20 protein-coding genes are annotated in these 24,887 nt (G+C 54.0%); 14 read left to right on the top strand and 6 right to left on the bottom strand.

Going from position 1 to position 24,887, the window contains the following annotated elements; all coding sequences use genetic code 11:
• The first annotated feature begins 200 nt into the window (after positions 1–200).
• The gene (locus AB7813_RS22405; RefSeq protein ID WP_441228416.1) at positions 201–3,089 is read left to right on the top strand and encodes an ATP-binding protein; all 2,889 of its coding nucleotides are present in this window, start codon (positions 201–203) and stop codon (positions 3,087–3,089) included.
• Between the two features lie 275 nt (positions 3,090–3,364).
• On the opposite strand, the gene AB7813_RS22400 is transcribed toward AB7813_RS22405, so the two are convergent.
• The 4 genes from AB7813_RS22400 to AB7813_RS22385 all read right to left on the bottom strand — a co-directional run bounded on the left by AB7813_RS22400 (position 3,365) and on the right by AB7813_RS22385 (position 10,184).
• Positions 3,365–4,006, bottom strand: a complete 642-nt coding sequence (locus AB7813_RS22400) for an HD domain-containing protein (RefSeq protein ID WP_441228415.1) — start codon at positions 4,004–4,006, stop codon at positions 3,365–3,367.
• A gap of 261 nt (positions 4,007–4,267) precedes the next feature.
• The gene (locus tag AB7813_RS22395; RefSeq protein ID WP_441228414.1) at positions 4,268–5,278 is read right to left on the bottom strand and encodes an alpha/beta fold hydrolase; all 1,011 of its coding nucleotides are present in this window, start codon (positions 5,276–5,278) and stop codon (positions 4,268–4,270) included.
• Between the two features lie 803 nt (positions 5,279–6,081).
• A complete protein-coding gene (locus AB7813_RS22390; protein ID WP_441228413.1) occupies positions 6,082–7,269 on the bottom strand; it encodes an ABC transporter substrate-binding protein in 1,188 nt (395 codons plus the stop codon).
• Positions 7,270–7,325: 56 nt separating this feature from the next.
• On the bottom strand, positions 7,326–10,184 hold the full coding sequence (locus AB7813_RS22385; RefSeq protein ID WP_441228412.1) for an ATP-binding protein: 2,859 nt from the start codon (positions 10,182–10,184) through the stop codon (positions 7,326–7,328).
• A gap of 484 nt (positions 10,185–10,668) precedes the next feature.
• On the opposite strand from AB7813_RS22385, the gene AB7813_RS22380 reads away from it, so the two are divergent.
• Entirely contained in the window at positions 10,669–11,304 is a 636-nt protein-coding gene (locus AB7813_RS22380) for a helix-turn-helix transcriptional regulator (RefSeq protein WP_441228411.1), read from the top strand.
• Positions 11,305–11,892: 588 nt separating this feature from the next.
• Here the strand turns inward: AB7813_RS22380 and AB7813_RS22375 are convergent.
• Entirely contained in the window at positions 11,893–12,369 is a 477-nt protein-coding gene (locus tag AB7813_RS22375; RefSeq protein WP_441228410.1) for an MEKHLA domain-containing protein, read from the bottom strand.
• Between the two features lie 132 nt (positions 12,370–12,501).
• Positions 12,502–13,122: a sensor histidine kinase gene (locus AB7813_RS22370; RefSeq protein ID WP_441228409.1), complete on the bottom strand. Its 621-nt coding sequence runs from the start codon at positions 13,120–13,122 to the stop codon at positions 12,502–12,504.
• Positions 13,123–13,949: 827 nt separating this feature from the next.
• Between AB7813_RS22370 and AB7813_RS22365 the strand changes: the two genes are divergently transcribed.
• From AB7813_RS22365 to AB7813_RS22310, 12 genes are all read left to right on the top strand, one after another.
• A complete protein-coding gene (locus AB7813_RS22365; protein ID WP_441228408.1) occupies positions 13,950–14,702 on the top strand; it encodes a helix-turn-helix domain-containing protein in 753 nt (250 codons plus the stop codon).
• A 210-nt stretch (positions 14,703–14,912) separates the two neighbouring features.
• Positions 14,913–16,160: an MFS transporter gene (locus tag AB7813_RS22360; protein ID WP_441228407.1), complete on the top strand. Its 1,248-nt coding sequence runs from the start codon at positions 14,913–14,915 to the stop codon at positions 16,158–16,160.
• 9 nt (positions 16,161–16,169) lie between these two features.
• Entirely contained in the window at positions 16,170–17,435 is a 1,266-nt protein-coding gene (soxC, locus tag AB7813_RS22355) for a sulfite dehydrogenase (RefSeq protein ID WP_441228406.1), read from the top strand.
• Positions 17,422–17,958, top strand: coding sequence for a c-type cytochrome (locus tag AB7813_RS22350; RefSeq protein WP_441228405.1), 537 nt, complete (start codon positions 17,422–17,424; stop codon positions 17,956–17,958). Before soxC ends, AB7813_RS22350 begins: the two co-directional genes overlap by 14 nt.
• 27 nt (positions 17,959–17,985) lie before the next feature.
• On the top strand, positions 17,986–18,483 hold the full coding sequence (locus AB7813_RS22345) for a DUF302 domain-containing protein (RefSeq protein WP_441228404.1): 498 nt from the start codon (positions 17,986–17,988) through the stop codon (positions 18,481–18,483).
• Between the two features lie 110 nt (positions 18,484–18,593).
• A complete protein-coding gene (locus AB7813_RS22340; protein WP_441228403.1) occupies positions 18,594–19,502 on the top strand; it encodes an alpha/beta fold hydrolase in 909 nt (302 codons plus the stop codon).
• A gap of 154 nt (positions 19,503–19,656) precedes the next feature.
• A complete protein-coding gene (locus AB7813_RS22335; RefSeq protein ID WP_441228402.1) occupies positions 19,657–20,625 on the top strand; it encodes an MBL fold metallo-hydrolase in 969 nt (322 codons plus the stop codon).
• 4 nt (positions 20,626–20,629) lie between these two features.
• On the top strand, positions 20,630–20,929 hold the full coding sequence (locus AB7813_RS22330) for a hypothetical protein (protein ID WP_441228401.1): 300 nt from the start codon (positions 20,630–20,632) through the stop codon (positions 20,927–20,929).
• Positions 20,930–21,066: 137 nt separating this feature from the next.
• Positions 21,067–21,450 (top strand): YidH family protein, encoded by a 384-nt coding sequence (locus AB7813_RS22325; RefSeq protein ID WP_441228400.1) that lies wholly within the window; start codon positions 21,067–21,069, stop codon positions 21,448–21,450.
• 560 nt (positions 21,451–22,010) lie between these two features.
• Positions 22,011–22,835 carry an SDR family NAD(P)-dependent oxidoreductase gene (locus AB7813_RS22320; RefSeq protein ID WP_441228399.1) on the top strand — a complete coding sequence of 275 codons (825 nt, stop codon included), beginning with the start codon at positions 22,011–22,013 and terminating at the stop codon, positions 22,833–22,835.
• Between the two features lie 8 nt (positions 22,836–22,843).
• A complete protein-coding gene (locus AB7813_RS22315; protein WP_441228398.1) occupies positions 22,844–23,557 on the top strand; it encodes a hypothetical protein in 714 nt (237 codons plus the stop codon).
• Between the two features lie 41 nt (positions 23,558–23,598).
• On the top strand, positions 23,599–23,991 hold the full coding sequence (locus tag AB7813_RS22310; protein ID WP_441228397.1) for a c-type cytochrome: 393 nt from the start codon (positions 23,599–23,601) through the stop codon (positions 23,989–23,991).
• Positions 23,992–24,887: the final 896 nt, after the last annotated feature.

Genomic DNA, 24,887 nt, shown 5'->3' with positions numbered 1-24,887 from the left:
AGGTGAGGCAGCGCTTCGCAGCCGTTCCTGGCCGGAACGTTGCGATCTGCGCCCATTGGTGTCCTGCACGAATCGCCGGAGCGGATCGTAGGTGGGCGGAGCTCACTCGTGACGGTAAACGATGCTTTCCTTGGCGAACTATGTGTTGGACAATCTACCAACGGGTCCCAGTCGCGTAGGATGGTACCGTCGAGGGCGATATGTCTGGCGTATCCACAAATCGGGGTCAGCTAGAAGATCGAGAGAAATCCGGCGCGACGCCGGACGAAGTCATTTCGTTTGGTCCATTTCGGCTGTACTCGCGCAGGCGGCTCTTAGAGCGAGCAGGCGAACCGCTTCTACTCAGCAGCCGGGCTCTCGACATTCTTATCGTTCTGGTCGAGGAGCCAGGCAAAGTCGTCACCAAAACGGAGCTAGTGTCGCGTGTCTGGTCAAATATGGCGATCGATGAGGCCAATATTCGTGTCCAAATGGCCGCCCTGCGCAGGGCTTTAGGCCAAGGAGAACTAGAGGCCAGATATATAACCACAGTGCCGGGGCAAGGTTATTGCTTTGTGGCGCCTGTCTCCCGCCTGAACAGCGTGGGATCGTCAGAAGATGCCCCCATTCTGCATCCCAATCTGCCTCCTCCCCTGACGCGTATGGTCGGACGCGAACAAACCGTTCTTGACATAGCAGCTCGAATAAAATTCGAGCGATTTGTTAGCATTGTCGGCCCAGGTGGTATTGGGAAGACTACAATTGCAGTGTCGGTGGGACACGAGCTGCATGACGAATTCGCCGGCGTTGTGTTTTTCTTTGATCTCGGACTTCTTAACGAACCACTTCTGGTACCCGGCGCCGTTGCTCTGACGCTCGGTATTTCTCCTCAGTCTGCGGATCTAACCGCAAGCCTCATCTCCCACCTTAGAGGAAAGCGCGCGCTCCTGATCATCGATAGTTGCGAGCACGTTATCGAGAGCGTCGCGACGTTGGCTGAACGCATTTTTGTAGAAGCACCGCACGTACACATACTAACAACGAGCCGAGAATCGCTACGTGTTGAAGGTGAAAAGATCGATTTGATTTTACCTCTGGCTAGCCCGCCTCAAGATGCTGAGCTGACGGCTATGGAAGCGCTTCGCTATCCCGCAGTTCAGCTATTCGTGGAGCGTGCAATCGCTAATGGCGACATCCTCGAACTAAGCGACGCGGAAGCACCCTTGGTCGGAGAAATTTGCCGTCGACTCGACGGAATCCCTCTTGCCATCCAGCTCGCGGCCGGCCGTGCTAGGGCCTACGGGATTGAAGGGACGCTACTGCTCCTCACCGATCTTTTCGACCTGATCTGGGAGGGCTCCCGCACGGCCGTGCCGCGCCATCAAACATTGAGAGCGACACTCGACTGGAGCTACAATTTGCTGTCAGTTCATGAGCGCTCGGTTCTTCGTGGGCTTTCGGTTTTCGTTGGCACCTTTACGGTCGATGCAGCATGTGCAGTTAGCGGCAACGAGTATGACGAAGCCGACGTTTTTATGGCTGTCGCCGGTCTGGTGGGAAAGTCACTCGTTGAGGTCGATGCCGCGGATACAACAACACGATACCGGCTGCTTGATACCACGCGAGCTCATGGTGCACTCAAACTGAGAGAATTTGGCGAACTAGATATCGTCATGCGACGCCACGCGAACTATTATCATAATATTTTCGCGCTGAGCGATATGGATTCCTTGGCATCGTCTAAGGACATCGGGCGACGATCGGAGTTGCTTGGGAATGCGCGTGTTGCTCTCGAATGGAGTCTCTCGTCACGCGACGATATCGCTATTGGAATATCTCTAGCCGTCCTAGTGACACCATTCCTGTCTGAACTATCGCTGCTGGCTGAATGTCATCGCCTGGCAGAACGGGCACTTGCGGCAATCGGCCCGAAAGAGAGGGGAACGCGTCAAGAGATGGAGCTGCAAGGAGCGCTGGGGTCATCGCTAATGCTCACAGGCGGTTATCGGACAGAGGCCCGGTTAGCATTATCAAGGGCTTTGCAACTCGCACAAGAGCTCAATGACCCTTATTGGCAGATGCGGCTTCTGCGCGGGCTTCATAATTTCTATATCGGAACGGGAGACTTTGGAAAGTCGATCGAATTGGCAAGCCGCAATGAGGTTATTGCCCGTGGGGTGGGCGATCCGGCACCGATCGCGATGGCGGACTGGATGCTTGGATTATCTCATTACTTTGTCGGAGACCACCTTTCAGCGGAGAAACGTTGTGAAGCCCTGCTTGAGAAGCCCGCCACTCTACGCGCCAAATCCAGATACTTCGGATTCGACAGCTACATGGAGACGCGAATTCAATGCGCGCTAGCTGCGACCCGATGGTTTCGCGGGTTTCCCGATCAGGCAATGGAAATCGCCCAGGAGACAATTAAGGGACAAATGGACGAAGAGCATCCCGTAACATTTAGCACCGCCTTAGTATTTGCGGGATTCATGTTCGTTAGAATTGGAGACGTCCCTAAGGCGCGGGGTGTGATTGAGCGCCTCATTGCGCATGACGACGAGCATTCGCTCGGTCCCCATCGTGCCGTTGGCATCGGCTTGAAAGGTGCATTAGACATCCATCATGGCAACATCGAACATGGTGTCCAACTCATGCTCAGCGCTCTCGACGCGCTTCAGGCTGATCGCTATGAACTGCACCATCCGGCTTTTCTTGGCAGTCTAGCAGAGGGCTTCGCTAAGATTGGACAGGGGGGCAGTGCGCTCGATGCGGTCGAGAATGCGATAGCCCGAGTCGAGGCTAATGGCCAGAAATTCGTATTGCCGGAACTTCTGCGCATCCACGGCACCATATTGATGTTGCCGCAGCATTCGAACTTATCGCAGGCGGAGAAGCTTTTTGAGAAATCCCTCGAATTGTCCGGCCTCCAACACGCTCTTGCGTGGGAACTTCGAACTGCGAAAAGCTTCGCTGAAATGCGATTGATACAAGGGCATCCTGAAGAGGCTTCGGAACTATTGGCACCGGTGTTTGCCCGATTCACCGAAGGCTTCGAGAGTGCTGACCTTACGACCGCGAGATCATTGCTGGATCGTCTGGCGCGCGGTTAAGAATCCCTCTCACACTTTAATCCAACATGAGTTTAATGAACGAGCTTGAATGAGAGCGTCGCGATATCGAGTTGCAATCTGCTAAGGGGCAGGCTCGTGCGCCGGCCCGACGACATGATACGCAATCGGAGTCTGCTGCCAAAACGCAGGCGTGCGCTGTCAGCAATCGTCATGAACTCGAGAATACGACAGACAGCGCCGACAAAGAGTAATTTGGCTTTCGGAACACCGGTGAAACCTTGATCGTTACGGTCGAATGATCGCTACAAGCGTGATCAGTCCGGCCAATCATTGCTCATCACAAGTTCGACGAAGTCCTTTCGCTTAAAGCCGGGCGAAAAGTGCGAGAGCACGTCGGAAGTGATGGTGCCGAATGCCGTTTCCGGCCGGTCCTTTGATCCGTCTGTAAATGCCTTGAAGGCCTGACGTTTGAAGTCGATCCGTGGATGCGCCGCGACAACCTCCTTAACGATGGCTGGATCAAGTAGGTTGAGGCCTCTCCCATCTATGTCCGTCTCCACGCCGGCCGCCACGAGCGCAATCTCCGGCTCCATAAATTCGGGTATCCCATGCGTGGTATGCAAAGCGATGGACGACCACACCCGGCGTATAGCATCTTCAGGCACAGCACGTGCGGAGAGAAAGTCTCGGGCTGCATTGGCACCGTCGACTTCAAATCGTAAATCCAGGTGTCTGTGCCCCTCTACCAAGCCTAGATCGTGAAACATGGTACCTATGTAAAGCAGCTCATGGTCCACCTTCAGGCCGCGAATTTGCCCATGGAGCGTGCCAAATAAGAACGTTCGTCGTGAATGGTGATAGAGCAGGTCCGATTCAGTATCGCGAATAAGCTCTGTCGCTTCAATCGCGAGCTTCGAGTCCGGAATTTTGATTCCAGCGATGGAGGACACGGCCATGTTTATCTCCTTAGAGTTTAAGTTCGGCCACTTTTCGCGCGTACGCGTTCATCCGCGTCCATTGAGTTGCACATGGTTCACGGCACTTCAGTTGGACATTTACGCGACATTTGACACCCGCACGGATCTACAAGTGCTTCAATTGGTAAACTCCATCGCCTTCGCGACGTGATTTTCCTCATGCAACGCCACTTATCCCGCGTCTAATCGACGGCGTTACGCCCCAGCGATTCGGCGCATCACATTTCAACACAGTCAGCCTCATTTGAGATTGCGATCGAGAAACCCTCGGATTAACGGCACCATCTCTTCAAATCTGTCCTCTAATGCAAAATGCCCGCTATCTATTAGATGAAACTCAGTTTGAGGAAGGTCTCGCTTATAGGGATAAGCGCCCGCCGCAGGAAATATCTTGTCGTTTTTACCCCAGACAAGCAGCGTCGGCGGTTTGTGCTTTCGGAAATACGTCTGCACCTTTGGATAAAGCGGCAGATTTGTCCTGTAATCGTAGAACATGTCCATTTGGACGTCGCTGTTGCCCGGCCGATCGAGGAGCGCCTGATCATAAACCCAATTATCCGGTGCAATTCGGCTCACGTCAGACATTCCATCGGTGTATTGAAATTTGGTCGTCTCCAGCGTCACCAAACTCATTAACGCCTGACGGCTCGCGTCAGAACCGTCCACCCAGTACTTTTTGATCGGATCCCAGAATTCCTGCAATCCCTCTTCGTAGGCATTCCCATTCTGAACGATCAGACCGGAAATGCTTTCGGGGTTTTTAAGCGCCAAGCGCCACCCTACCGGAGCCCCGTAATCCATCACGTACATCGCGTAGCGCTCAACACCGAGCTCGGAGACTAGGCCACCAACGAGTTCAGCAAAACGATCGAAGGTGTAGGAGAAGTTGGTGCGGCTCGGCATGTCACTCTGTCCGTAGCCGGGATAATCCGGCGCAATCACATGATAGCGATCGGCGAGAGCAGGGATAAGATTGCGAAACATGTGCGATGAAGTTGGAAAGCCATGAAGTAGCAGCACCACCTGCCCGTTCTTGGGGCCGGCTTCGCGGTAGAAGATATTGACCCCGTCGATGTTCTTTTTTTGATAATGTACAACGGGATACGCGGGGAGCGCCGCCGGCGATAGGTCCGGCGGTCTTGCTTCTGCAGTTGGCGGCAGCGCAGCAACTGCAACTGCTCCTGAGAGACCGAGCAGCAGCCGACGGCGAATTGAGCCTGACACAGCGAGCTTGGGTTGACTGACTTTCATTTGCATCTCCATGAGTCGCGCTGACGCGTCTGGCTGACGTCTCACCGGACTTCCCAGCTATGCCGCTCGTACCTCAACGCTTTGAAACGAGTGGTCTCGTGCTTTCCGGTTGACATACAAGTATCCTCACCGGAGGGACGTTTCTTTTCAATGATCGAGACTTTGCGGAATTGCACGCCAACATAAGTGGCCATTGATCAGCCATTTCTGACCGCACTCTCAGAACGTTTGAGTTTTGGCCTGCAGACGTTCGTAGTGACGCAGCCACCCTGTATCACCAGATGCCTTGAATTCCTTCGCGTTCCATGTGGCAGCATCTGAGACTGATGCTCTAACTACTCTCAAGGGATCATCGAGGCCCGCCGGATTTGTCTTCGACCATCCCCTCAAAGGACCATCCAGAGCAGCACGGGCACTTTGTCTTAGAATGAAAGGGCTCTTCTGGGTATTGCGACTACTGCAAAGGAGTCGCAGTGCTATCCTGGCCAATCAATAGCCTTCAGTACACGATAGGAACTTCAGATTCACGGGGGCATCGCGTGTCATAGCAATTCTAAGAAATCGACGTGCTATCGGTTACTCTAAGCGTTGTAAGGCAATCGACTAGCATCGAAGAATGACAGCTTGCGTGCGCGAGGGTTCTGGAGTTGCAGAATTCGACCTCATTCGGCCAGAAGCTTCCACAACTGTTTTCTTTTTTCGCTCGAAGCGTCGTTGCTGCATGAGTGATGCATTTTTCGCCCGTTCGTCGGCACGGCGACGTCAAGCACCTTACATGCTAATATCCGGCGGACGGACGCCGACTACCGATCATCTTGTATCTCTCCAAACCCGACCCAGCTTTTGCCGCTGAAGCGTCGCAACCGCGATTGCTGGAATGGCAAATAATCGTCCGGAGCAGTCGACACCGTTATCCCGGGCAATAAAAGCGGCAGCGACACGTCTCGAAGCGACAAGGACTGGCGCATGATGTTTTCGCGACTGAGATCGTCACCGCACGCCCGCAAAACGCTCACCATGAGACCTGCATAGGTATAAGCGGCGGAGTAGTTAGAGTTGTTTAAGTCCGCGCCAGGGAGGTATTTTCTCATAAAGGAGAAAAACTCAATGACACCTGCATCACCACTCCACTGCGGGTCGATGGTATCTTTTTGATTACTGGATGAAATCAATCCGATCGCATTCTCTAAACCTGCAGGCTCCAGAAAGGAGATCGAGGATGCCGGTGCCGGAACGAAGAATGCGTCTGGCTTCCAACTGATGTCCGCGACCCCCCTTATCATCTGCGAGGTGAACTTCCCGAGCGTTGCGCCTAAAAGCACATTCGCACCAGATGCCTTCAATGTCGCTAACTGAGAGCTGATTGTGGGCGCGCTCGTTTCATAGCTGGCTTCCGCGACAATCATAGCCGCGCGTTCATTTCCCAAGGCCCGCTTAAAACCAGACACATAATCCCGACCGAAGTCGTCATTTTGCGACAGGATCGCTATCCGCGCGCGAGGGATATGTTGTAGGACGTGCTTTGCATAGATGGCAGCTTCAGTCTCGTACGCGAGCATTCCTGACATAGTCCATGGAAAATTTCTTGGGTCAGCCCACTTTGTCGCTCCGCTGATGATAAAAAGCTGAGGAATTCGCCTGGCGTTCAGATAGCGATGAACGGCACTGTTGGTCGCCGTGCCCAGCGAGTTAAACATCAGAAGAACCCCGCTCTGCTCTACAAGTTTGCGGGTCTGCTCGACAGTTTTCGAGGGAGAGTAGGCGTCGTCCAAACTGATCAGTTTTATCTTTCGCCCATTGATGCCCCCTTCAGCATTTATTTTTGAAAAGTAGGCTTCGTGGACCTGCCCGATGACGCCATAGCCGGATAGCGGTCCACTATAAGGGAGTGTTTGGCCTATGAGGATTTCGCGGGAGATGCTGTCGGCTAACGCGATGGAACTGCCATAAATCGCTAGACTAATAGCCAATATATATCGAACGGCTACCATCGCCTCTCCCCTCGTTACAATTCGCGATCGACGGTCAACACCATGACCCATATTCCTCAGAGCTGCTCAAACTGGCGTAGCCGGCTCATGACCTCCGCGCCCTTCTTCAGGTCATCGCTTTCGAAGCCCTCCGTGTAGCGCTCATAGATTGGCGCAAGTATCTGCAGGGCTTCTTTGGTGCGATGCTGACTAACTCGCAATTGGGCAGCACTTATTGCCGCTCGCAATCCCCAACCTAACGCAGACTGTCGTTCTGCGATTTCTAGTGCGTGCAGAAAGAGATTCTCTGCTTGGCACAACTCCGATCGACCTGACGCTACGAGGATGGTTCCCTTTAGCCGAAGAAATTCAGAATGAAAAAGCGACTGACCGTTCTTCTCTATTCGAGCTAAGGCCTCCTCAAGCCGAGCCAACGATTCGTCAAATCGGCCTATTTTTGCTAGACCCTCAGCCAACGCTCCCAGGAAGGCTGGAATGTGCAACTCATGCCGGCCGGAACTCAGAGTCTCGATAGCAGTTGAAAGTACGGCAACGCCTGCTTCGGCTTCATCCGTGTCGATCAATAGAGCGCCACTTAAGCCAGTGCCTATCGCTTCAAAGGGCGCCAGAGAATGTTTCTTTGCGTGAGCGATTAGCCGCTTGATCATTTTCTCCGCTTCTATGCAGTTGCCGATCCGCAGTAAGGTGAAGCTTGTCAGAATTAGGCAAATGCAAGACGTCGAAGGGTCTCGCAGAGTACTCCCTTCCACAACGGTATCTCTCACGATTTTCACGGCTTGATCCGGAAAGCCCCGCATCCAAAGCACGGCCCCTAGACCGCAACGCGTGCGCGCGTGTGTATCGTGATCGAAATCGGAGCTCCGGCTGGACGCTGCCCAGCTCTCTCGTTGCACCGGAGCGAAGCGCCAATTTTCTTCGGCATCGATAATGTTTCCCGCGAAGTAGTTGGAAAGGCCGAGCGCCCAGTTTGCAAGTGCGATACTCGAGACATCGCCCAAGCCTTGCGCAACATCTTTACTTCGTTGTGCAAGGGCGAAGGCCTCGCGGCAGTTGCCAATTCTCTGATGGAAAATATGAAGCTTCTCCAGAACGCGGACCTGATTGCGGAGATCTCCGCGTTGCTCGGCGAGTTCCAACCCTCTCAAGAGCGAATTGCGCGCCTCCTCGCTATTGCCCCTAGTAAACATCAGTGACAGGCCGACGGCCGACTGCAGCTCCATCTCGTCAAGGCTTGCGCGATCCGCTGCATCAAACGCAGCGAGTGCGCGCGCTGCCCACCGATGGCATTCCGTCAACAAAGATAGCTCGAGAAAAAGACGTGCGGATGCCGCAGCGAGCGCAATACCCGTCCGCGTATTACCTCGCTCGGAGAAACTCCATTCTAAACCCGCGCGAACATTGTCTATATGCTCTACGTACAACGAGAAACTCTCGACCTCGTTGGATGCCAAGAAAGAAAGATAGATTCGCCGAAAAACATGCTGGTAGTAATCGGCATGGCGGTTCTTGACTTGTTCCAGCTCGCCGCTCTCAACAAGCTTTCCTGCGGCGTAAGTTCTGGTGGTGTCAAGCAATCGATAGCGCGACACCTTGGCGCCGCCGTCCGTCGCAACAAGGGATTTTTGGATTAAACTCGCAACCACTGCAATCACTTGACCATTTTCAAGATCCGCCCCCGTAGTCACGTAGCGGGCAGCGTCGAGCGTGAAAATGCCAGCGAAAACCGAGAGCCTACGAAGAACCCGGCGCTCCTGTTCCGACAGGAGATCGTAGCTCCAATCCAGCGTAGCGCTCAACGTTTGATGCCGCGGGAGCGCAGTGCGTTTGCCTCCCCCGAGCAATGTGAAGCGATCGTGCAACAACGTCACAGTTTGCTTAATGCCATAAGCGTCGACGCGGCTGGCTGCAAGTTCGATCGCGAGAGCGATTCCGTCGAGTCGCCGGCAAATTTCGCCAATTAATGAAGCATCGGCGTCACTTAACTCAAAACGCTGACGACCCGCGGCTGCCCGCTCCACAAATACCCGGACCGCCGGATACTCTAGCGCCTGCGCCGCTGTTAAACGGGAGTTTTCCGGCGGGCTATCTAAAGCCGGAAGCGGGTATACGTGCTCCCCTTCGACTCGCAGAGATTCTCGGCTTGTTGCCAGGATATGCACCTTCGGTGCATTTGCAAAAATCCGTTCGGCTATAGCCGCTACTTCCTTGATCAAGTGCTCGCAACTATCAATGATCAAAAGAATGCGCCTGTCTCGTAGAAAATTTACAAGCCCAAGCGTCGGGTCTGGCAATCGAACTGCCAGACCGACGCTCGATGCTATCGTGTTGGCAACCAAAAGAGGGTCGTTTACAGGACCGAGATCGACGAAAAAAACTCCCGCTGCAAAGTCGTCCAGAAGCGTGTGTCCCGCCGAGACTGCGACGGTTGTCTTTCCTATTCCTCCCGTGCCAACGATCGTAACGAAGCGGTGAGTGGATAGCTTATCCGATACTTGGCGGATCGCGCCGTCGCGCCCCACCATTCTGGCCAAACGGGTTGGCAGTTTTTGAACACCTAGGGATTCCGCATATTTTCCTGCGGCGGCGCTCAACGCATTCGAACGAGACACCGGCGCAACGAAGCAATAGCCCTGCCCCGCAACAGTGGCCACGAACCGAGCACCAGCCTTCCCCTCGCCCAAAGCTCGACGAAGCCCCGCGACCTGCACACGGAGATTTATGTCGTCGATGGTGATGTGTGGCCATACACGGTCGATTAGGTCGCGTTTGCCAACAACTTCACCGGCGCGTTCGACTAGGACAGTGAGGATATCGAAAGCGCGCGCACCGAGCTCAACCGGAACACCTTCTTTCTCCAGTAGTCTTCGCGAAGCCGACAGCCTGAAAGGCCCGAACGTAACTTCTTGATCAGTCATCGTTTTTGCTCAGTCGATCACCGTAAGTCTGCGGTAAGATGATCAGGTACGGTGCGCTCCATCGGCGAACCTCTAGCTCGCCCAATCAAATCTCACTTGTTTGATCAGTGCCTTCTTTTCTGAGCCGGCGTTCGAACGAGACCATCCATAGGATGCCCCAGTAACGTCACCCGCGCTGACTTAAATGTTCGATCGGGCCCCGCTCTTTTGCTTGCCCCATCTTCACGATCGACTCTTGCGACGTCATCAGATCAACGTCGGCACAATCCCAATCGTTCGCGTCAATAATCGACATATTGTATAGGGACTGGACAATAAGAAAAGCGCAGAAAATCGTGCGATTTTAGAAAAGAGAGGCGAACGGCATTGAGCCAATGTCAGCGAAGTTGCATTCTTCCGAACAGCCCGCGTCGCTATTACAAAGCTTTTACGCATGGTGAAAAGACCTCGGCCATCGAAATCGAATGAACGGCCGCGCGATGAAATGGACCAGATTATCGATCAGTTGAAGCCGATTGCGAAAGGCCTCGGTGAGACGTTTGCGCCGTTTTGCGAAGTAGTTTTGCGTGACCTTACGCATCCCCAGATGGCGATCTTAGCGATTCACAACGATTTTTCTGCTCAAGACGTAGGCGAGTCCGCGACGCAGATGACATTAGCTCGATTGGCCGACCCCGAATGTCCGCAAGTCGTTGCAAACTACGCCAGTTCGTTCGTCGATGGCCGTGGAACTAAGAGCACAATCATTCGCATAAAGAACTCGAACGGAGAATACGTCGCGGCGCTTTGCTTGAACGTGAATCTTGTGCATTTTGCGGGTTTACAACGTGTAATTGAGCAATTCGTGAGGATCGAGCAAAACCCCGGCAATCCGCCAGGTCGCCCAACTGGCGCCGCCTCAATCCGAGTGCGAATAGACCAATACGCCGCACAGCTTGCCACTCCACCGATAGCCTTAAAGGCGATAGAAAGGAGACGCTTATTGCTGAAGCTCGAAGAAGCCGGGTGTTTAGAGATACGGAGATCCGTCGAGGTTATTGCGGCTTACTTGCGAGTATCTCGAGCAACGATCTACTGCGACGTAAAACGAATCTACGGCGGTCGGTCGCCATCGGAGTGAAGAACTCCCGGAGAATGATAGTTCCCGCAATCCCAGATCACCTACCTTACTTCGGCTTTAGTCGAACCCGCCCCCCCCGCCAACGGTTGACCGCGTGCTCCTCCTAGAACGCTACTGAGTATGCATCAATCTAACGACGGATTTCCAGCACTGACGTTGTGACTGTGGGCCGGACCACCACTTACTCGAACCAGCGACGAAGTTATAGTCTTCAACATGCACCGAACATACGCCAGAACTTTGAGGACCGTCGATACTCCTGAAATCGAACCGTGAAAACCACGTATCACGTCGACACCAGAGGGTCAGCTCTACGGCTCCGCGATTAGCGTATTCGCGATATCGAGAAAAGGAGGTGGCGGGTAACAGATCCGCCACCTCAGAGTTACACTCACTGGGAGGAACATGAGTGCATATCACGAGAGGTTACAATGTTAGTCGGTTGCCTTCTGTTGCGTTCTAATGACGATCTTCATCGAAGTTTCCCATAACTTATTTCGGATCCGCGACTAACATTGCACGCCGCACGGTCATCAGTTTTCCAGCGCCCGGCTCACGCTAGAACTTCGCAAGGCGCGACGGCTTCATTCACCTCTTACGGATATCGTGCCATCGGGTGAATATTGCCGCTTGGCCCTGGCCGCGGCCCTTCTCGTCTACCAGCTGCCATACGGTGCCATTCTCGATACAAAATCGCCTCCCGCTTTTCGAAATGCGCACGCCGCTATAGTTGGTTATGACACCACTGCGAGATACCGCATGCATTATTCGTTTCCGCTCTTCTCGGTTCGTCTCCTCTGCTGACAGGCGCGATGGGAGTCCGATAAACTCTTCCCACGAATACTCGAAACACGCCTGTGCAACTCGGTTCGCATAAATGAAGACCGGATCTAGCTGATCATCATGCGCAAGAACGGCAAAGGGCGCTTGATTGTAAAGCCACGCCGCATTACGCCCATTCTCGACAAGTGGCCTGCCAACAACCCGTTCAAAGCTGACTTCGAGAAGCCGAAAGAAATCAGGATCCCTCGCTCTTCCTAACTGCGCTTCAACATAAAATGACATTAAATGCTCCTCACGCTTACCGTCGTCCGAACTTCGACCTGCATCAACGAACTTGCACACCGCTACAGATGAGCTCGTCTGCGCCGAATGTCTGCTACATCGAGCATCATCGCGATAGCTCGGTACCAGTTTTCATATCTCGAACACTAGAACAGCTTGACTTCCATCCTCACTGCGATTGAAATTGAAGTAGGCACCAAGCGAACGAGCGAGCGCGTCAACGATGCGAAGCCCGGATCCGGGATTGACCTCACTCTCCATATTTGATCCATCATCAACAACGATACAGCGTGCCGCCCGTCCGATTTTCTGGCATTCAACGCGAATAACTCCGCCGCGGCCATTGAAGGCGTGCCTCGACGAGTTTGTGATGAGTTCCGCGACAATCATGCCCAGTATCCAACAGCGATCTGCCGGCAAGTGGAGTGAGCCTTCCATAAGTATCAGCTCTATATCCTTGCTCTCTAACTTTGATTTACTGATTGCCTCACAGAGCTTCCGAAGATACTGGCCAACGTCGACGTCTCCCTCAGAGGCGGGCATCTGGAGTAAATGGTGAACTCTCGCAAAACTGTGCAAGATTTCTACGACTTCATTCAAAGCGCGTTTTATCCCGTCATTGGACGATCTCGCCGAGGCTAACGATACGACCTGAATCGCAGATGCGAACTCATTGTTGATTCTATGGGTAATTTCGTGGAGCACGACACGATCGATTGGGGTTGGCATCTCTAATACCGTCAATAGATTCACGGTCGTCTCCCCTACTGTTATAGACAGAGTGCAAAGCGCAATCACGAATGGTTGCTACGATACGCATTGACTTGAGCGGCATCTTTCGCCCGCCTGGCACATTTTCGTCTTTGACCGTCGCCGGCCGCATTTCATCCGATCTCTGGGTTACTTCTGTTTAAGATTGCTAGCCGAGATGCGCCACGCGCCCTTTCCGCTAAGCACCTCTACCTCCAATGACCATTCTTGACTGAATGGGCCCAGCCATTATGCGCTTCCGAGCATTCACCTTGGAGAAGATTGCACACGGCGAGCTTGCCGATAGCCTGTGCGTTAGTTTGGAGCACTCGGTCGCAGATTCTCTGAGGCCGGCTCGCTCGCAACGGCGCACACTGCTGCAACCAACATCCTTACCCTCCGGCCTGTTTGTGCAGTGCGGGGCTACTTTATCGCGAGGCATTTTCAAGATTTAACAAATGCTAATTTCGGATAACGAGCGAATGCGCTTTGCCCATTCTAATGTCCTACTTGGTCGCGCTTAGGCACCAGTTCGTTCGGACCAAATCGAAGCCAGGCTTCGGTTGCAAAGGATGGCCATGACTGCTCCTCTCCCTCAGTTCATCGTAAACGTCCCTGAACAGCTGCCGCTATTTCCGCAAACAAGCGCTCGCTGTAAACGGAGCACACGTCGGCTCAGCGAAGAATCCAGCTGGCACTGCCTTCCTTCACCCGCGCTCATGGCGAATAGGGACACAGACATTCTGGCATCCAGGTGGATCTGCAGCGGAGACGGCGCGCGGAAACAACACTCTGCTTTATCTTCAGACAGATATGTCATCAGCATCGCAATGAAGACTTCCCGCGTTGAGCTGACGAGCAATTCAAAGACAATCTTCAACGGCGTTATGCATATCGGATCTGTTTTTGTCACTCGGCCGCTTCAGGCCGTCTCCGCCGTGTTCGAAGAGCCATGCGATTTTGTGCATTTCCACATTTTGAGCGGCTGCTATCAGCGAGTTCGTCGAGATGCGATCGTTCGTTTGCCATCGCCTATACGAGACCTGCCCGATCTTATTATTCGTGACACCTTCGCCGAACTGCTTGGTCGCGCGTTAATTCAGAGCGGTTGCGTTGGTTATGGACCGTATACAAGAAGCATAGGGCAGACTCTTTTGGTTCACCTAACGAGACCTGCGCCAGAACTTTCGGCTATCAACGCTTTGCCAAAATGGCGACTAAAGCGTGTCGAGGAATATGTGGCAGCGAACCTTGAGCGCGGCTCAAGCCTTTCCGAGCTAGCCAAACTTGCTGGTCTCTCTCGCATGCATTTTGCAGCACAATTTCGCGCAGCCACGGGATACCGCCCGCATGATTACATTCTTCAAAAGAGAATTGAGGCAGCAAGAACCTTGCTTTGTACTACCGACACGCCTCTAGCACAGATCGCCCTTAGCGTCGGCTTCCAGGCTCAAGCGCACTTTTCAACCGTGTTCAAACGCCTGACCGGCGACACGCCAGCACGATGGCGGCGATCAGCAGTAACTCAAAAACGAGCTCCAAAACTGGCAGCTTCGAGTTCAATAGGCCAGTCGCGAAGTTAGATCTAGCTATTACGCAACATCGCGAGAGCCTCCCTCATCCTTTCGTCAGATACGTGCCTTTTATGAATCTTGCTTTCATTTTGGAAGAAGCGGCTTCGAGCGCTGTGCGAATGTGTGGTTGTCGGACATAAACGAGAATTTCACTTAGGAGGTTCTCGCCCGTTCTTGAGATCGATGTAGGTGGTGCAAGACATGCGCGGCAGATTTACCATGACGCTGGCGTCTTCGACCGAGATGCAAAATACGTTGGATGAACGCCGACGCGAGCATCTCCTAGCTGTACTTTCAGCCGCGACGTTTGTCATATTTTTTCAAGCCTATATGGTTGCTCCTATTCTACCAACACTCGCCCATGAGTTTGGCGTCAGTGTGGAACACGCGGGTGTTATGATTCCCGCGTACTTAATCCCTTACGGCATCTCGACACTGGCCTACGGAATTTTTGCTGACAGGATCGGCATCCACAAGGTGATGCTGTTATCATTGGTGTTCTTTGCCGCACTCACATTGCTAACGGCGACAGCCGATTCTGTCGAACAGCTAGTCCTATGGCGTCTTCTCACAGGAATCGGGGCAAGCGGCGTTGTGCCGCTCGCCCTCGCGCTTGTGGGCCGGCTTTACCCTTATGAAAAGCGCGGGCGTCCGCTTGGTTGGCTGTTTAGTGCAATGGCTGGAGGTATGGCGTTCGGATCGCCACTTGGGGCGCTGATCTTGCCGTCAATTGGCTGGAAAGGGCTCTTCGTAGCTACGGCTCTCGCCGGGGCGCTACTTGTCCTTGTACTGCTGCCGCTGCGGGTGGTCATGGCATCCGCAGCGCAATCAGCAAAGATCGGGATCAGGCAACTTCTCTCCAGCTATAGATTGCTTCTAGTGACGCCGCGCAGTAGGCGAACCTATGCCTATGTATTCTTGAACTCTACATTCCACGCGGGCGTATTCACCTGGCTCGGCGTCTTTCTGCAGCAACGATATAACCTCGACACCGCCGCTATTGGATTGGCACTTCTCGGATATGGTATTCCGGGATTTCTCTTCGGGTCATTGATCGGATCAGCCGCGGATCGTTGGGGGCGTGCACCGCTGATACCGGTAGGGCTCCTCTTGGGCTCCCTCGCCGCAGCAATTCTGATGCTCGACTTCCCTGTCTGGTTTGCCCCAATCATCGCGATGATCTTATCGTTGGGCTACGACATGACGCAGCCGTTGTTCGGCGGGATCGTCACATCGTTCGCAGGGAAGCGGGCAGCGCAGGCAATGGGCCTCAACGTCTTCATGCTGTTTGTCGGTTTTGGTGTGGGAAGTCTGATCTTTGGAGCTTTGCTCCGGTTCGGCTTCGAGCTCGCATTTGCCATTTTCGCGGCCGTAGAAGCCGTAGCGGCGTTGCTGTCGGTTTCACTTTTCCGTTCAGAGGTTTCGACGAATCCCTCCCTCATACAGATCCAACGCAAGCAGCTTTAGGAGCGAAAAATGTCTTCGAAAAGTGATCTGCTTTCCTCGCGCAACGGGCCGACCTCGAGGAGGCGATTTCTGACGAATGCCGCTGGTCTCGGAGGAGCCCTCGTAACAACTCACGCGCTGCCCGATACCCTTGCCGATGTGCCAACACGCGAGCCTGGGGCGGATTTGAGCGGACACAGCGAACGATCACAGTACGTGAAGATTGCCCGCATTCCCGAAGCCGGTCCCGGGATGCGGAACGTCGATCCGAGCGATGCCATAAACTCAAAGGCCCCATTAGGACAACTGATGGGTACACTAACGCCGTCGGATCTCCACTATGAGCGAAGTCATTCCGGCGTTCCAGACATCGATCCTGCCCGTCACCGCCTACTCTTGCACGGCATGACCCGTGATCAGCTTGTTCTGACCGTCGACGAATTGAAAGCGATGCCTTCGCTGTCCCGCACGGTTTTTATCGAGTGCACTGGAAATGGCTGGGAGAATTGGAAGGCCGCGGATGAGAATCTCACCGTTCAGAATACCCACGGCTTGGTGAGCACGAACGAATGGACCGGTGTCCCGCTTAAGTTTCTAATTGACCTCGTTGGCAAGGACCCTAAGTCAACGTGGATGCTTGCCGAAGGCGGCGACGCCGCTGCGGTCGCGCGAAGCATTCCTTTGACGGACGAAATCATGGAGGAGGCCTTTGTTGCGTACGGGCAAAATGGAGAGCCGTTGAGGCCGGCCCACGGCTTCCCTATTCGACTTGTGATGCCAGGCTTCGAGGGAAATCTGAATATCAAATGGCTTCGGCGCCTAGAATTTGGCGACCAACCCTGGATGACCCGCTGGGAAACTGCGCGATACACCCAGTTGCTGGCAGATGGGAAAGCGCGGCAGTTTCAACTGCGAATGGAGACCAACTCCGTTATCACGTCGCCTTCTGGGATGATGAAGATCACCCCCGGTTATAATCGCATAACCGGATTGGCGTGGAGCGGCCTTGGTAAGATCGGCCGAGTTGAAATCAGTACAGATGGCGCTCAAAGCTGGAGACCGGCGCAGCTGAACGAACCTTTGCTGCCTAGAGCTCAATCTCGTTTCCAAATGGATTGGGTTTGGGACGGCAAGCCCACCAAGATCGTCAGCCGTTCCACGGACGTGAAGGGGAACATACAGCCGGACCGCAAAACTCTTATTGCTGCCATGGGGACGAATGCCTTGTTTCACTACAATGCCCAGCAAACCTGGAGCATCGACGCCGCCGGGAGGGTTCGCAATGTTCTCGCTTAGGGTAATTACGGTGCAAGGGCTGCTCGTTGCGCTCCTCGCAACGCCCGTGACCGCATTCGACTTCGGTCGCCATGCCACGCCGGACGAGATAAGCCTGTGGGATATCGATGTGCGCCCGGATGGCAAAGGCTTGCCAGACGGCACCGGATCGGTCACGCGTGGAAAATTGGTGTACGAGGACAATTGCTCGGCATGCCATGGGGTGAAAGGCAATGACGGCATCAAAGATCGGCTGTTCGGCGGACAAGGATCTCTAGCTTCAAATACGCCGCTAAAAACTGTCGGGAGCTTCTGGCCGTACGCGACGACACTCTTCGATTATATTCATCGCGCCATGCCATATCAGGCGCCAGGCTCCCTTAGCACCGACGATACATACGCGGTCGCCGCCTACATCCTAAGCCTGAACGGTGTACTACCGGCAAACGGGAAGCTCGACAAGCACAGCCTCCCGAACATCAAGATGCCCAATCGCGATGGATTTATACCTGAGCCAGAATTCGCGCCAAGGCCTCATCGATAACTGAGAAGATCAACGGAGTCTTACTCGATGAGCAATTCTCTCAAGACCTACCACCGGCGAACGATCTTGGTCCTGATCTTTGCCATTTGCGTACTCTTACAAGCAGGAACGACGACCATGGCGGCACAAGGAGTGATTACGATCCGCAGCTCTTTCACCGTTTCCGAGACATTAGAGCGACTTGACCACGCAATCGGCGCTATGAATATGAAAGTTATGTCGCGCATCGATCACGGGGCGGCCGCCGCAACTGTCGATATGCATCTACGGCCAACCCACCTAGTTATTTTCGGAAGCCCCAAAGGCGGCACACCCGTTATGCAACTGATCCAAACGATGGGTATCGACCTTCCGCTCAAGGCGCTGGTTTGGCAAGATGAAGACGGAACGACGTGGCTCTCCTACAACGATCCGATGTGGCTCGTCGCGCGGCACGACGGCGGTTCCAACGCGCAGGCCGCGGTCCACACAATGGCCGCGGCTCTCGCGGCGGTCGCCGGACTAGCTACTTCTGAGGCGAGGTAGTAGCGGGCTGCCAGATCTAAGCGACAACACGCTGCCCGTCTTCCAACCCTGACACATTGTCTCGGCCCAGACGGCACACTCACTTTGGAAGTGAATCAGAGGCTGCAATTGTGGAGAAAATCTCCGGCGACAAGTCCGATCCGCCGTTTTTTCCGGGCTTTGCTACTTTGGATATGAACGCTGGCGGCGTTCATTTTTCGGGCGTGATCGGTGGCAGCGGGCCACCACTTCTACTGCTTCACGGATATCCTGAGACACACATCGCGTGGAGAAAGGTCGCACCCTCGCTGGCCAGCAGTCATACGGTAGTTATCCCGGATCTGCCGGGGTACGGTGCAAGCCGGCCTCATAACATGAGGCCCCGTTGGACCAAGCGCCGTGCCGGCGAGGCGCTGAACCAACTCATGCTGTCGCTTGGGCATGAACGCTTCGCACTTGCAGGCCACGACCGTGGCGCCAGGGTCGGCTACCGTCTGGTGCTGGATCAGCCCGGCGTCGTGACGCGCTTCGCCTCGCTGGCCGTCATACCGACCCTGGATGCGATGCAGGCAGTCGACTATCGCTACGCCAGCAAGAGCTATCACTGGTTTCTTCTGGCTCAAGAGGCAGATTTGCCAGAACGAATGCTCGCTGGCGCTGCGGATGCGTTCCTTGATAAAGCATTTGCGCTCATGAATGCCGAAGAAGGCGACATTATCGAGACATCCGCACGAGATGCCTATCGCTCCGCCTTCCGCGATCCGGCGGTGCAGCATGCGATCTGTGAAGATTATCGCGCCGCATTGAATGAGGATCTTGCTCACGATCAGGCGGATCGTGAGATGGATCGGAAGCTTGACTGCCCAGTCCTTGTCTTATGGCCAAGTTCGGCGGGCTCTGCAGGCCGTCCTGATCCAGTTGAAGTCTGGAAACGCTGGGCCGTCGTCGTCACAGGCGGAACGACGTCCGGTGACCATCTCCAGCTCGAGGACCGCCCAGACGAAGTCGCTTCGGCACTCGTTTCATTCTTATCGCACTAAGCAATGCCCAAGCTCTCCGCAGGGGAGATCGCCTCTTGGACAGGGAAGAAACGGTCAAACATATAAAACATGGCAAGAGACTGAAATCAGTTGAAAGATCCCCATCCTAATGTGGTGGAGAGTATTTCGACGATTTACGCAACGAGGGCATTCGATGGAGCGCCAGGATTCGCAAATCTCTCCACAAGGCCTCTGCTTATGCTGCGCTGCATCGGCCACTTTCTCGGCTGATGGTGGCTGGATCAATCCGCGACAGGCTTATGCCAAAGCAAGGAACATCGTCGATCAAATACGCGAGGAAGCTGTCAGGACGCCGATCATCGTTCATCCATTGCGTAGAGATATCAGTGTCCTTGAAGGATCGGGCGGCAACATAGCGGTCCTTATCGGATCTGACGGAACGCTTCTGGTAGATGCCGGCATTACGGCCTCAAAGCCCCGCATTTTGGAAGCGCTCGCTAGCTTAAGCAAAAGCCCCATTTCACACCTCATCAACACCCACTGGCACTTTGACCATGCCGATGGGAATGAGTGGATTCATCACGAGGGCGCGCAGATCTACGCGCATGAAAACACGAGGAAGCACCTACTTGCGATGCAGCGCGTCGAAGACTGGGATTTCAACTTTACTCCACTTGCTCCTGGCGCCATTCCGTCCGTGACGCTGACGAGCGAGTTCACGTTGTCGACTAATTGCTCGACTCTAGCTCTTAAACCTTATGCGCGCGCTCATACTGACAGCGACATCTCGGTCTGCTTCTCCGAGGCCGATGTTCTGCATGTCGCAGATACGTTCTGGAACGGAGTTTATCCGTTCATTGATTACTCTACAGGGGGCAGCATCGACGGAATGATCATGGCGGCCGAGGAAAACCTTGCAGTAACTACCAATTCGACAATCGTCATTCCTGGGCACGGCTACCCGGTCAGCAACCGCTCTGAATTGCAAAGTTATCGCGACATGCTCGTGACTGTCCGCGACCGCATCTCTAAACTCAAGAGACAGTCGCTATCTTTAGACGAGGTGGTTCAAGCCAGGCCGACGGAAACATTCGACCCGGCGTGGGGAGGCTTCGTGATCTCGCCGACGCTGTTTACAAGACTCGTTTATGAAGGTGTGTAGCCGCATGGGCGCAGCAGATAAACGGGCCGCAGCTTCGGAGAAGCAGCGTATCGGTATCGGATCGTGGGCAGTACTTACGACCTTAATGGTCCTCCTGGCAGTCACTGTATTCGTTGCCTACCTCGGCTGGACGCTTGGAAAAGATGCCGAAGTTCCGACATCGGCTTACGTGGCAATGGCCTTTGGCGTGATTGTCTCACTAGCCGTTGGCTTTGGTCTGATGGCACTACTGTTTTTCAGCAATCGAAAAGGTTACGACGAGCCCCCCATTCTCCTTGTCCGTAAGGACAGCGACGACGATTAGGATCGGAGTTCATTTCGACGTTACGACAATCGGAGCAACGCACGAGACTGAGATGCGCCTCCGAGAGCAGACCAGCAACGGGCGCCCTCCACAACGCCGCAGTTAGTTAGCACCATCTGGAAAGGCCAAGCCGAGCGATGATCAAGAATTTTCGCGAGCATGCGGCGAACGAGCGAACATTCCTCGCTTGGGTGCGAACAGCCATTGCCGTTATGGCTTTTGGTTTTCTGCTCGCACGTTATGAATTTCTCTTCATCCAAGAGAATCCTACGCCATTAGCGCAAATTGGGTCGCATGACGGCTATATTATAGGAGACCTCGCCGGGATCGCATCGATCGCGATGGGAACGATTATTTTTGTGCTGGCCATTATCCGATTTGTTCGTACCTCGAGAGATATTGATGTCGACACCGATAGATCGACCGTTAGCGTGAGGACCGACATCGTTCTAGCATGCCTTCTGACATTGATTGGGCTGATGTCCATCTACTATGTGTCGCGCGCCCTGACCATAAACTAGACACTTGGCGACTCATGTGCTTGTTCGGTTTCTGCGCGATCAATGTTGTAATTCGCCGGTCGCGCTCGACCAATTCGGGCAGCGACGCTGCCTATCTCGCATCTCAATGTGCGATTTTGCGAGCATAGGTGACGGCTCTGCTTACCGAGCGCGTGGGACGGCGCGCCGGGCGGCTCTTCCTTTGCACTGGGACTTGTAGTCGATCCTTCGTCAAATCGTTCCAAATTGCCCACGCGTCTAGGTCGCGCACCTACACCCCCTCCTCACGCGATCCGTTTGTCTAGCGGGCGGTTTTTTCTCAAGCATCACGAGAAGGTCAACGCCACCTCGGCCTTCCCGCCATGTCAAAGCGTCGAGTGGCGCCTTTGATTACGGCTAAACAGGCCATCGCCTTCTTAGCACGACGATCTACGTTGCTAGCGATTTCAACAGTCTAACTTCGTGCGAACGGAAATTCCGCAACGAACTTTAATAGATTTCCGCGCGAATATGTGGCGCGTTGCGTGCTGAGAATGGCCACTCGCAATTGCTGCTCGCGGCCTGCAAGCAAGGAGTAGAGCATGAATTCAGATAGCTGCGCTGCTTTGATTACCGGAGCATCATCGGGCATCGGCGCGATCTACGCCGATAAGCTGGCTAGGCGAGGCTATAATCTTGTCTTGGTCGCACGGCGCGGGGATTTTCTAGAGAAACAAGCAACGAGATTATCAAGTGAAACCGGACGATTAGTTCACGTCCTCCAAGCCGATCTGAGCGATTCATACGACCTTGGAAAAGTGGAACAATGGCTGCGATCAGATCGAAATGTTCGCTTGCTCGTCAATAATGCTGGGATTGGCGCAACAGGACCTCTCCTGTCGTCAAACGTTGAGAAAACCGCCGAAATGATATCACTCAACGTGAATGCCCTGACACGTCTCACATACGCGATTGCGCCGAGGCTTGTCGAACAGGGAGGGGGAACAATTATCAACATATCATCCATAGTTGCACTCAACCCCGAGCGTTTGAACGGCGTATACGGGGGCACTAAGGCATTCGTACTCGCTTTCAGCCAGTCGTTGCATCATGAGCTTTCGGATAAAGGCGTGAGGGTCCAGGCCGTGCTTCCGGGCGCGACCGCTACGAGATTCTGGGAACTGGCAGGCACCCCCGTTGAACACCTTCCCGCGGAGATCGTCATGACGGCCGAGGATACGGTTGATGCGGCGTTGGCCGGATTTGACCAAGGTGAACTCGTGACTATTCCGTCTCTTTCAAATCTCGCCGACTGGACTGCGTACGAGGCAGCCCGACAAAATTTGTTTGGAGGCCTATCCAGCAACAAGGTCGCGCCTCGCTACGCTCGAGGGGCCTTGGGATCGCCAGCCCATGAACCATTGTGAGAGATGACATGAACAGTCTGTTGGCAGACGTGATTTCAGCTCACGGAGGGTGGGATAGGTGGTCGGCGCTTCGGCGCGTTCAGGCTACGATTGTTACACGCGGGTCACTTTGGAAAATGAAACGTATTAGTCAAGACGAAACGCCGCGAGTGATGACGGTTGAGCTTCACAATCAGCGGGCATCGCTCTCACCTTTTGGTGCCTCGGGAGTTCGAACGGCATATACGCCCGATCGGATTGCCATTGAGAATGTAGACGGCAGCACCATTTCCGAAAGAGAGAATCCAAGAGATTCTTTCAGAGGTCAAACGATCCATTCGCCCTGGGATGTTCTTCAGCGAGCTTACTTCAACGGATACGCTCTTTGGAATTATCTCACCATGCCTTTCCTGCTGGCGATGGACGGGGTCGAGGTGAATGAAATGTCAGCTTTGCATGTAGATGGTGAAGTCTGGCGGCGACTTAACGTTCGATTTCCCGGCGCGCTCGCAACCCATTGCGAGTCTCAGGTCTTTTATATTGGAGATGATCTCTTGGTGCGGCGGCACGACTACAAGGTAGACGTGGCTGGAGGGCTTCCGGCAGCGCATTATGTCAGCGACTATGCCGAGGCGAACGGCATACGCTTTCCAGCTAAAAGGCGTGCATTCTCAAGAGTGGATGGCGTTCCAACCAAAAATCTTCTGGTTGGCATCGACCTCACAGATGTTTGCTTTTCGTGAGAAGCCAGCATCCCCGCATGAACTTATCGAGGCAAACTATTATGAGATTGATTTTCGGATCGCTCATCCTGCTGTTTTCATTTGCGGCGCCGCGGTTGGCCTTAACGCAGGACGTCGCAGCGGGATCATCATCTTTTAAGAAATGCCTTGCGTGTCACGCGATCGGTGAGAACGCAAAAAACAAAGTTGGACCTGAGCTTAATGGACTGAACGGTCGAAAATCCGGCAGTGTCGATGGCTACTCTTATTCCGACGCAAACAAGAACTCCGGCATCATTTGGGACGAGGCAAACTTCAAGGACTTCATCAAGGATCCAAGGGTGAAGATACCGGGTACAAAGATGACGTTTCCAGGCATCAAGAAAGAAAGCGAGATCAACGACCTCTGGGCGTTCCTGTCACAGTTTGATGTGACGGGAAAGATATTGAAATAATATCAAATCTAGTCGTTCGCTGATTCAGCTCGACGAATACATAAAGACATCCATCGGACCGCTGGTGACTTTGGGAGAAGATGAGTGCGAGCAAAATTGCTGTTGGCGGTATTGCTGATTGTCTGCCTGACCGAGGCCGTATGGATTCTGAGTGTTCTGATGAAGGATTTGTACTCTAATCCATGACTTTCGGCGGTGCATGGTCAGATTGGCGCGACGCAAGAAGACGAATCCCGCCATCGTCGACAATCGTGAATTGAGTGTGATGTCTATATTCGGGCGCTGGATTATGCCAGCGTATCATTCGACACGAGAATGTCTGAAGCACGTCACGCCGGATGGCGCGTAATGAATATTGCCGGCGGACATATGACGGAGCTCGATGAGCCAGCGCAGATCACTGAACCGCCGGCACAATTAGCTTAACTCCAATACGTCTTCAAGCCGCACGAGCAGCTGTTTGCGTACGTCACGCTTACCCACCTCCGGTGGGGACACACAGGCCACTACTGTACTAAGCAAAGTCCGTGGCTACACGCCTGTTCCGCAGGCGACGCCCGAAAGGCGATTTTTCACTTAAGTCACTTCGTGGTGTCGCCGCAGAATGAATGCCGTTCGAAGAGATGAGCGACAGCAGCGGCGCGGATCGGCCGCGAGTAGTGTCAGATAAGCGCAGCCCGGCAAAGACGAGCCTTGGCAACCGCTGGTTCTAGGCGCGCGCACCTGATGAGGCGGCCGTTCTGGGCCCGAAACAGCGTACTGATCCTCAGCGGGATCGACGGGATGGTGAACATCAGCTGCGAGCGTGCGGTTTTTCGCTGACCGAATGTTATGGAACATACAATGCAAGTTGAGATGGACGCGACGCGCATCTGTTAGACGTTCGTTCGGGACCG

This window comes from Tardiphaga sp. 20_F10_N6_6 (assembly GCF_052076045.1).
GTDB lineage: Bacteria > Pseudomonadota > Alphaproteobacteria > Rhizobiales > Xanthobacteraceae > Tardiphaga > Tardiphaga robiniae.
The sequence above is the reverse complement of the archived record's forward strand: the minus strand, read 5'-3'. Positions and strand labels throughout refer to the sequence as shown.

Excerpts from the sequence above, each read along its gene's own strand:
- AB7813_RS22405 (WP_441228416.1), top strand. The coding sequence starts at position 201 with ATGTCTGGCGTATCCACAAATCGGGGTCAGCTAGAAGATCGAGAGAAA.
- AB7813_RS22400 (WP_441228415.1), bottom strand. The coding sequence starts at position 4,006 with ATGGCCGTGTCCTCCATCGCTGGAATCAAAATTCCGGACTCGAAGCTC.
- AB7813_RS22395 (WP_441228414.1), bottom strand. The coding sequence starts at position 5,278 with ATGAAAGTCAGTCAACCCAAGCTCGCTGTGTCAGGCTCAATTCGCCGT.
- AB7813_RS22390 (WP_441228413.1), bottom strand. The coding sequence starts at position 7,269 with ATGGTAGCCGTTCGATATATATTGGCTATTAGTCTAGCGATTTATGGC.
- AB7813_RS22385 (WP_441228412.1), bottom strand. The coding sequence starts at position 10,184 with ATGACTGATCAAGAAGTTACGTTCGGGCCTTTCAGGCTGTCGGCTTCG.
- AB7813_RS22380 (WP_441228411.1), top strand. The coding sequence starts at position 10,669 with ATGGACCAGATTATCGATCAGTTGAAGCCGATTGCGAAAGGCCTCGGT.
- AB7813_RS22375 (WP_441228410.1), bottom strand. The coding sequence starts at position 12,369 with ATGTCATTTTATGTTGAAGCGCAGTTAGGAAGAGCGAGGGATCCTGAT.
- AB7813_RS22365 (WP_441228408.1), top strand. The coding sequence starts at position 13,950 with ATGAAGACTTCCCGCGTTGAGCTGACGAGCAATTCAAAGACAATCTTC.
- AB7813_RS22360 (WP_441228407.1), top strand. The coding sequence starts at position 14,913 with ATGACGCTGGCGTCTTCGACCGAGATGCAAAATACGTTGGATGAACGC.
- soxC (WP_441228406.1), top strand. The coding sequence starts at position 16,170 with ATGTCTTCGAAAAGTGATCTGCTTTCCTCGCGCAACGGGCCGACCTCG.
- AB7813_RS22350 (WP_441228405.1), top strand. The coding sequence starts at position 17,422 with ATGTTCTCGCTTAGGGTAATTACGGTGCAAGGGCTGCTCGTTGCGCTC.
- AB7813_RS22345 (WP_441228404.1), top strand. The coding sequence starts at position 17,986 with ATGAGCAATTCTCTCAAGACCTACCACCGGCGAACGATCTTGGTCCTG.
- AB7813_RS22335 (WP_441228402.1), top strand. The coding sequence starts at position 19,657 with ATGGAGCGCCAGGATTCGCAAATCTCTCCACAAGGCCTCTGCTTATGC.
- AB7813_RS22330 (WP_441228401.1), top strand. The coding sequence starts at position 20,630 with ATGGGCGCAGCAGATAAACGGGCCGCAGCTTCGGAGAAGCAGCGTATC.
- AB7813_RS22325 (WP_441228400.1), top strand. The coding sequence starts at position 21,067 with ATGATCAAGAATTTTCGCGAGCATGCGGCGAACGAGCGAACATTCCTC.
- AB7813_RS22320 (WP_441228399.1), top strand. The coding sequence starts at position 22,011 with ATGAATTCAGATAGCTGCGCTGCTTTGATTACCGGAGCATCATCGGGC.
- AB7813_RS22315 (WP_441228398.1), top strand. The coding sequence starts at position 22,844 with ATGAACAGTCTGTTGGCAGACGTGATTTCAGCTCACGGAGGGTGGGAT.
- AB7813_RS22310 (WP_441228397.1), top strand. The coding sequence starts at position 23,599 with ATGAGATTGATTTTCGGATCGCTCATCCTGCTGTTTTCATTTGCGGCG.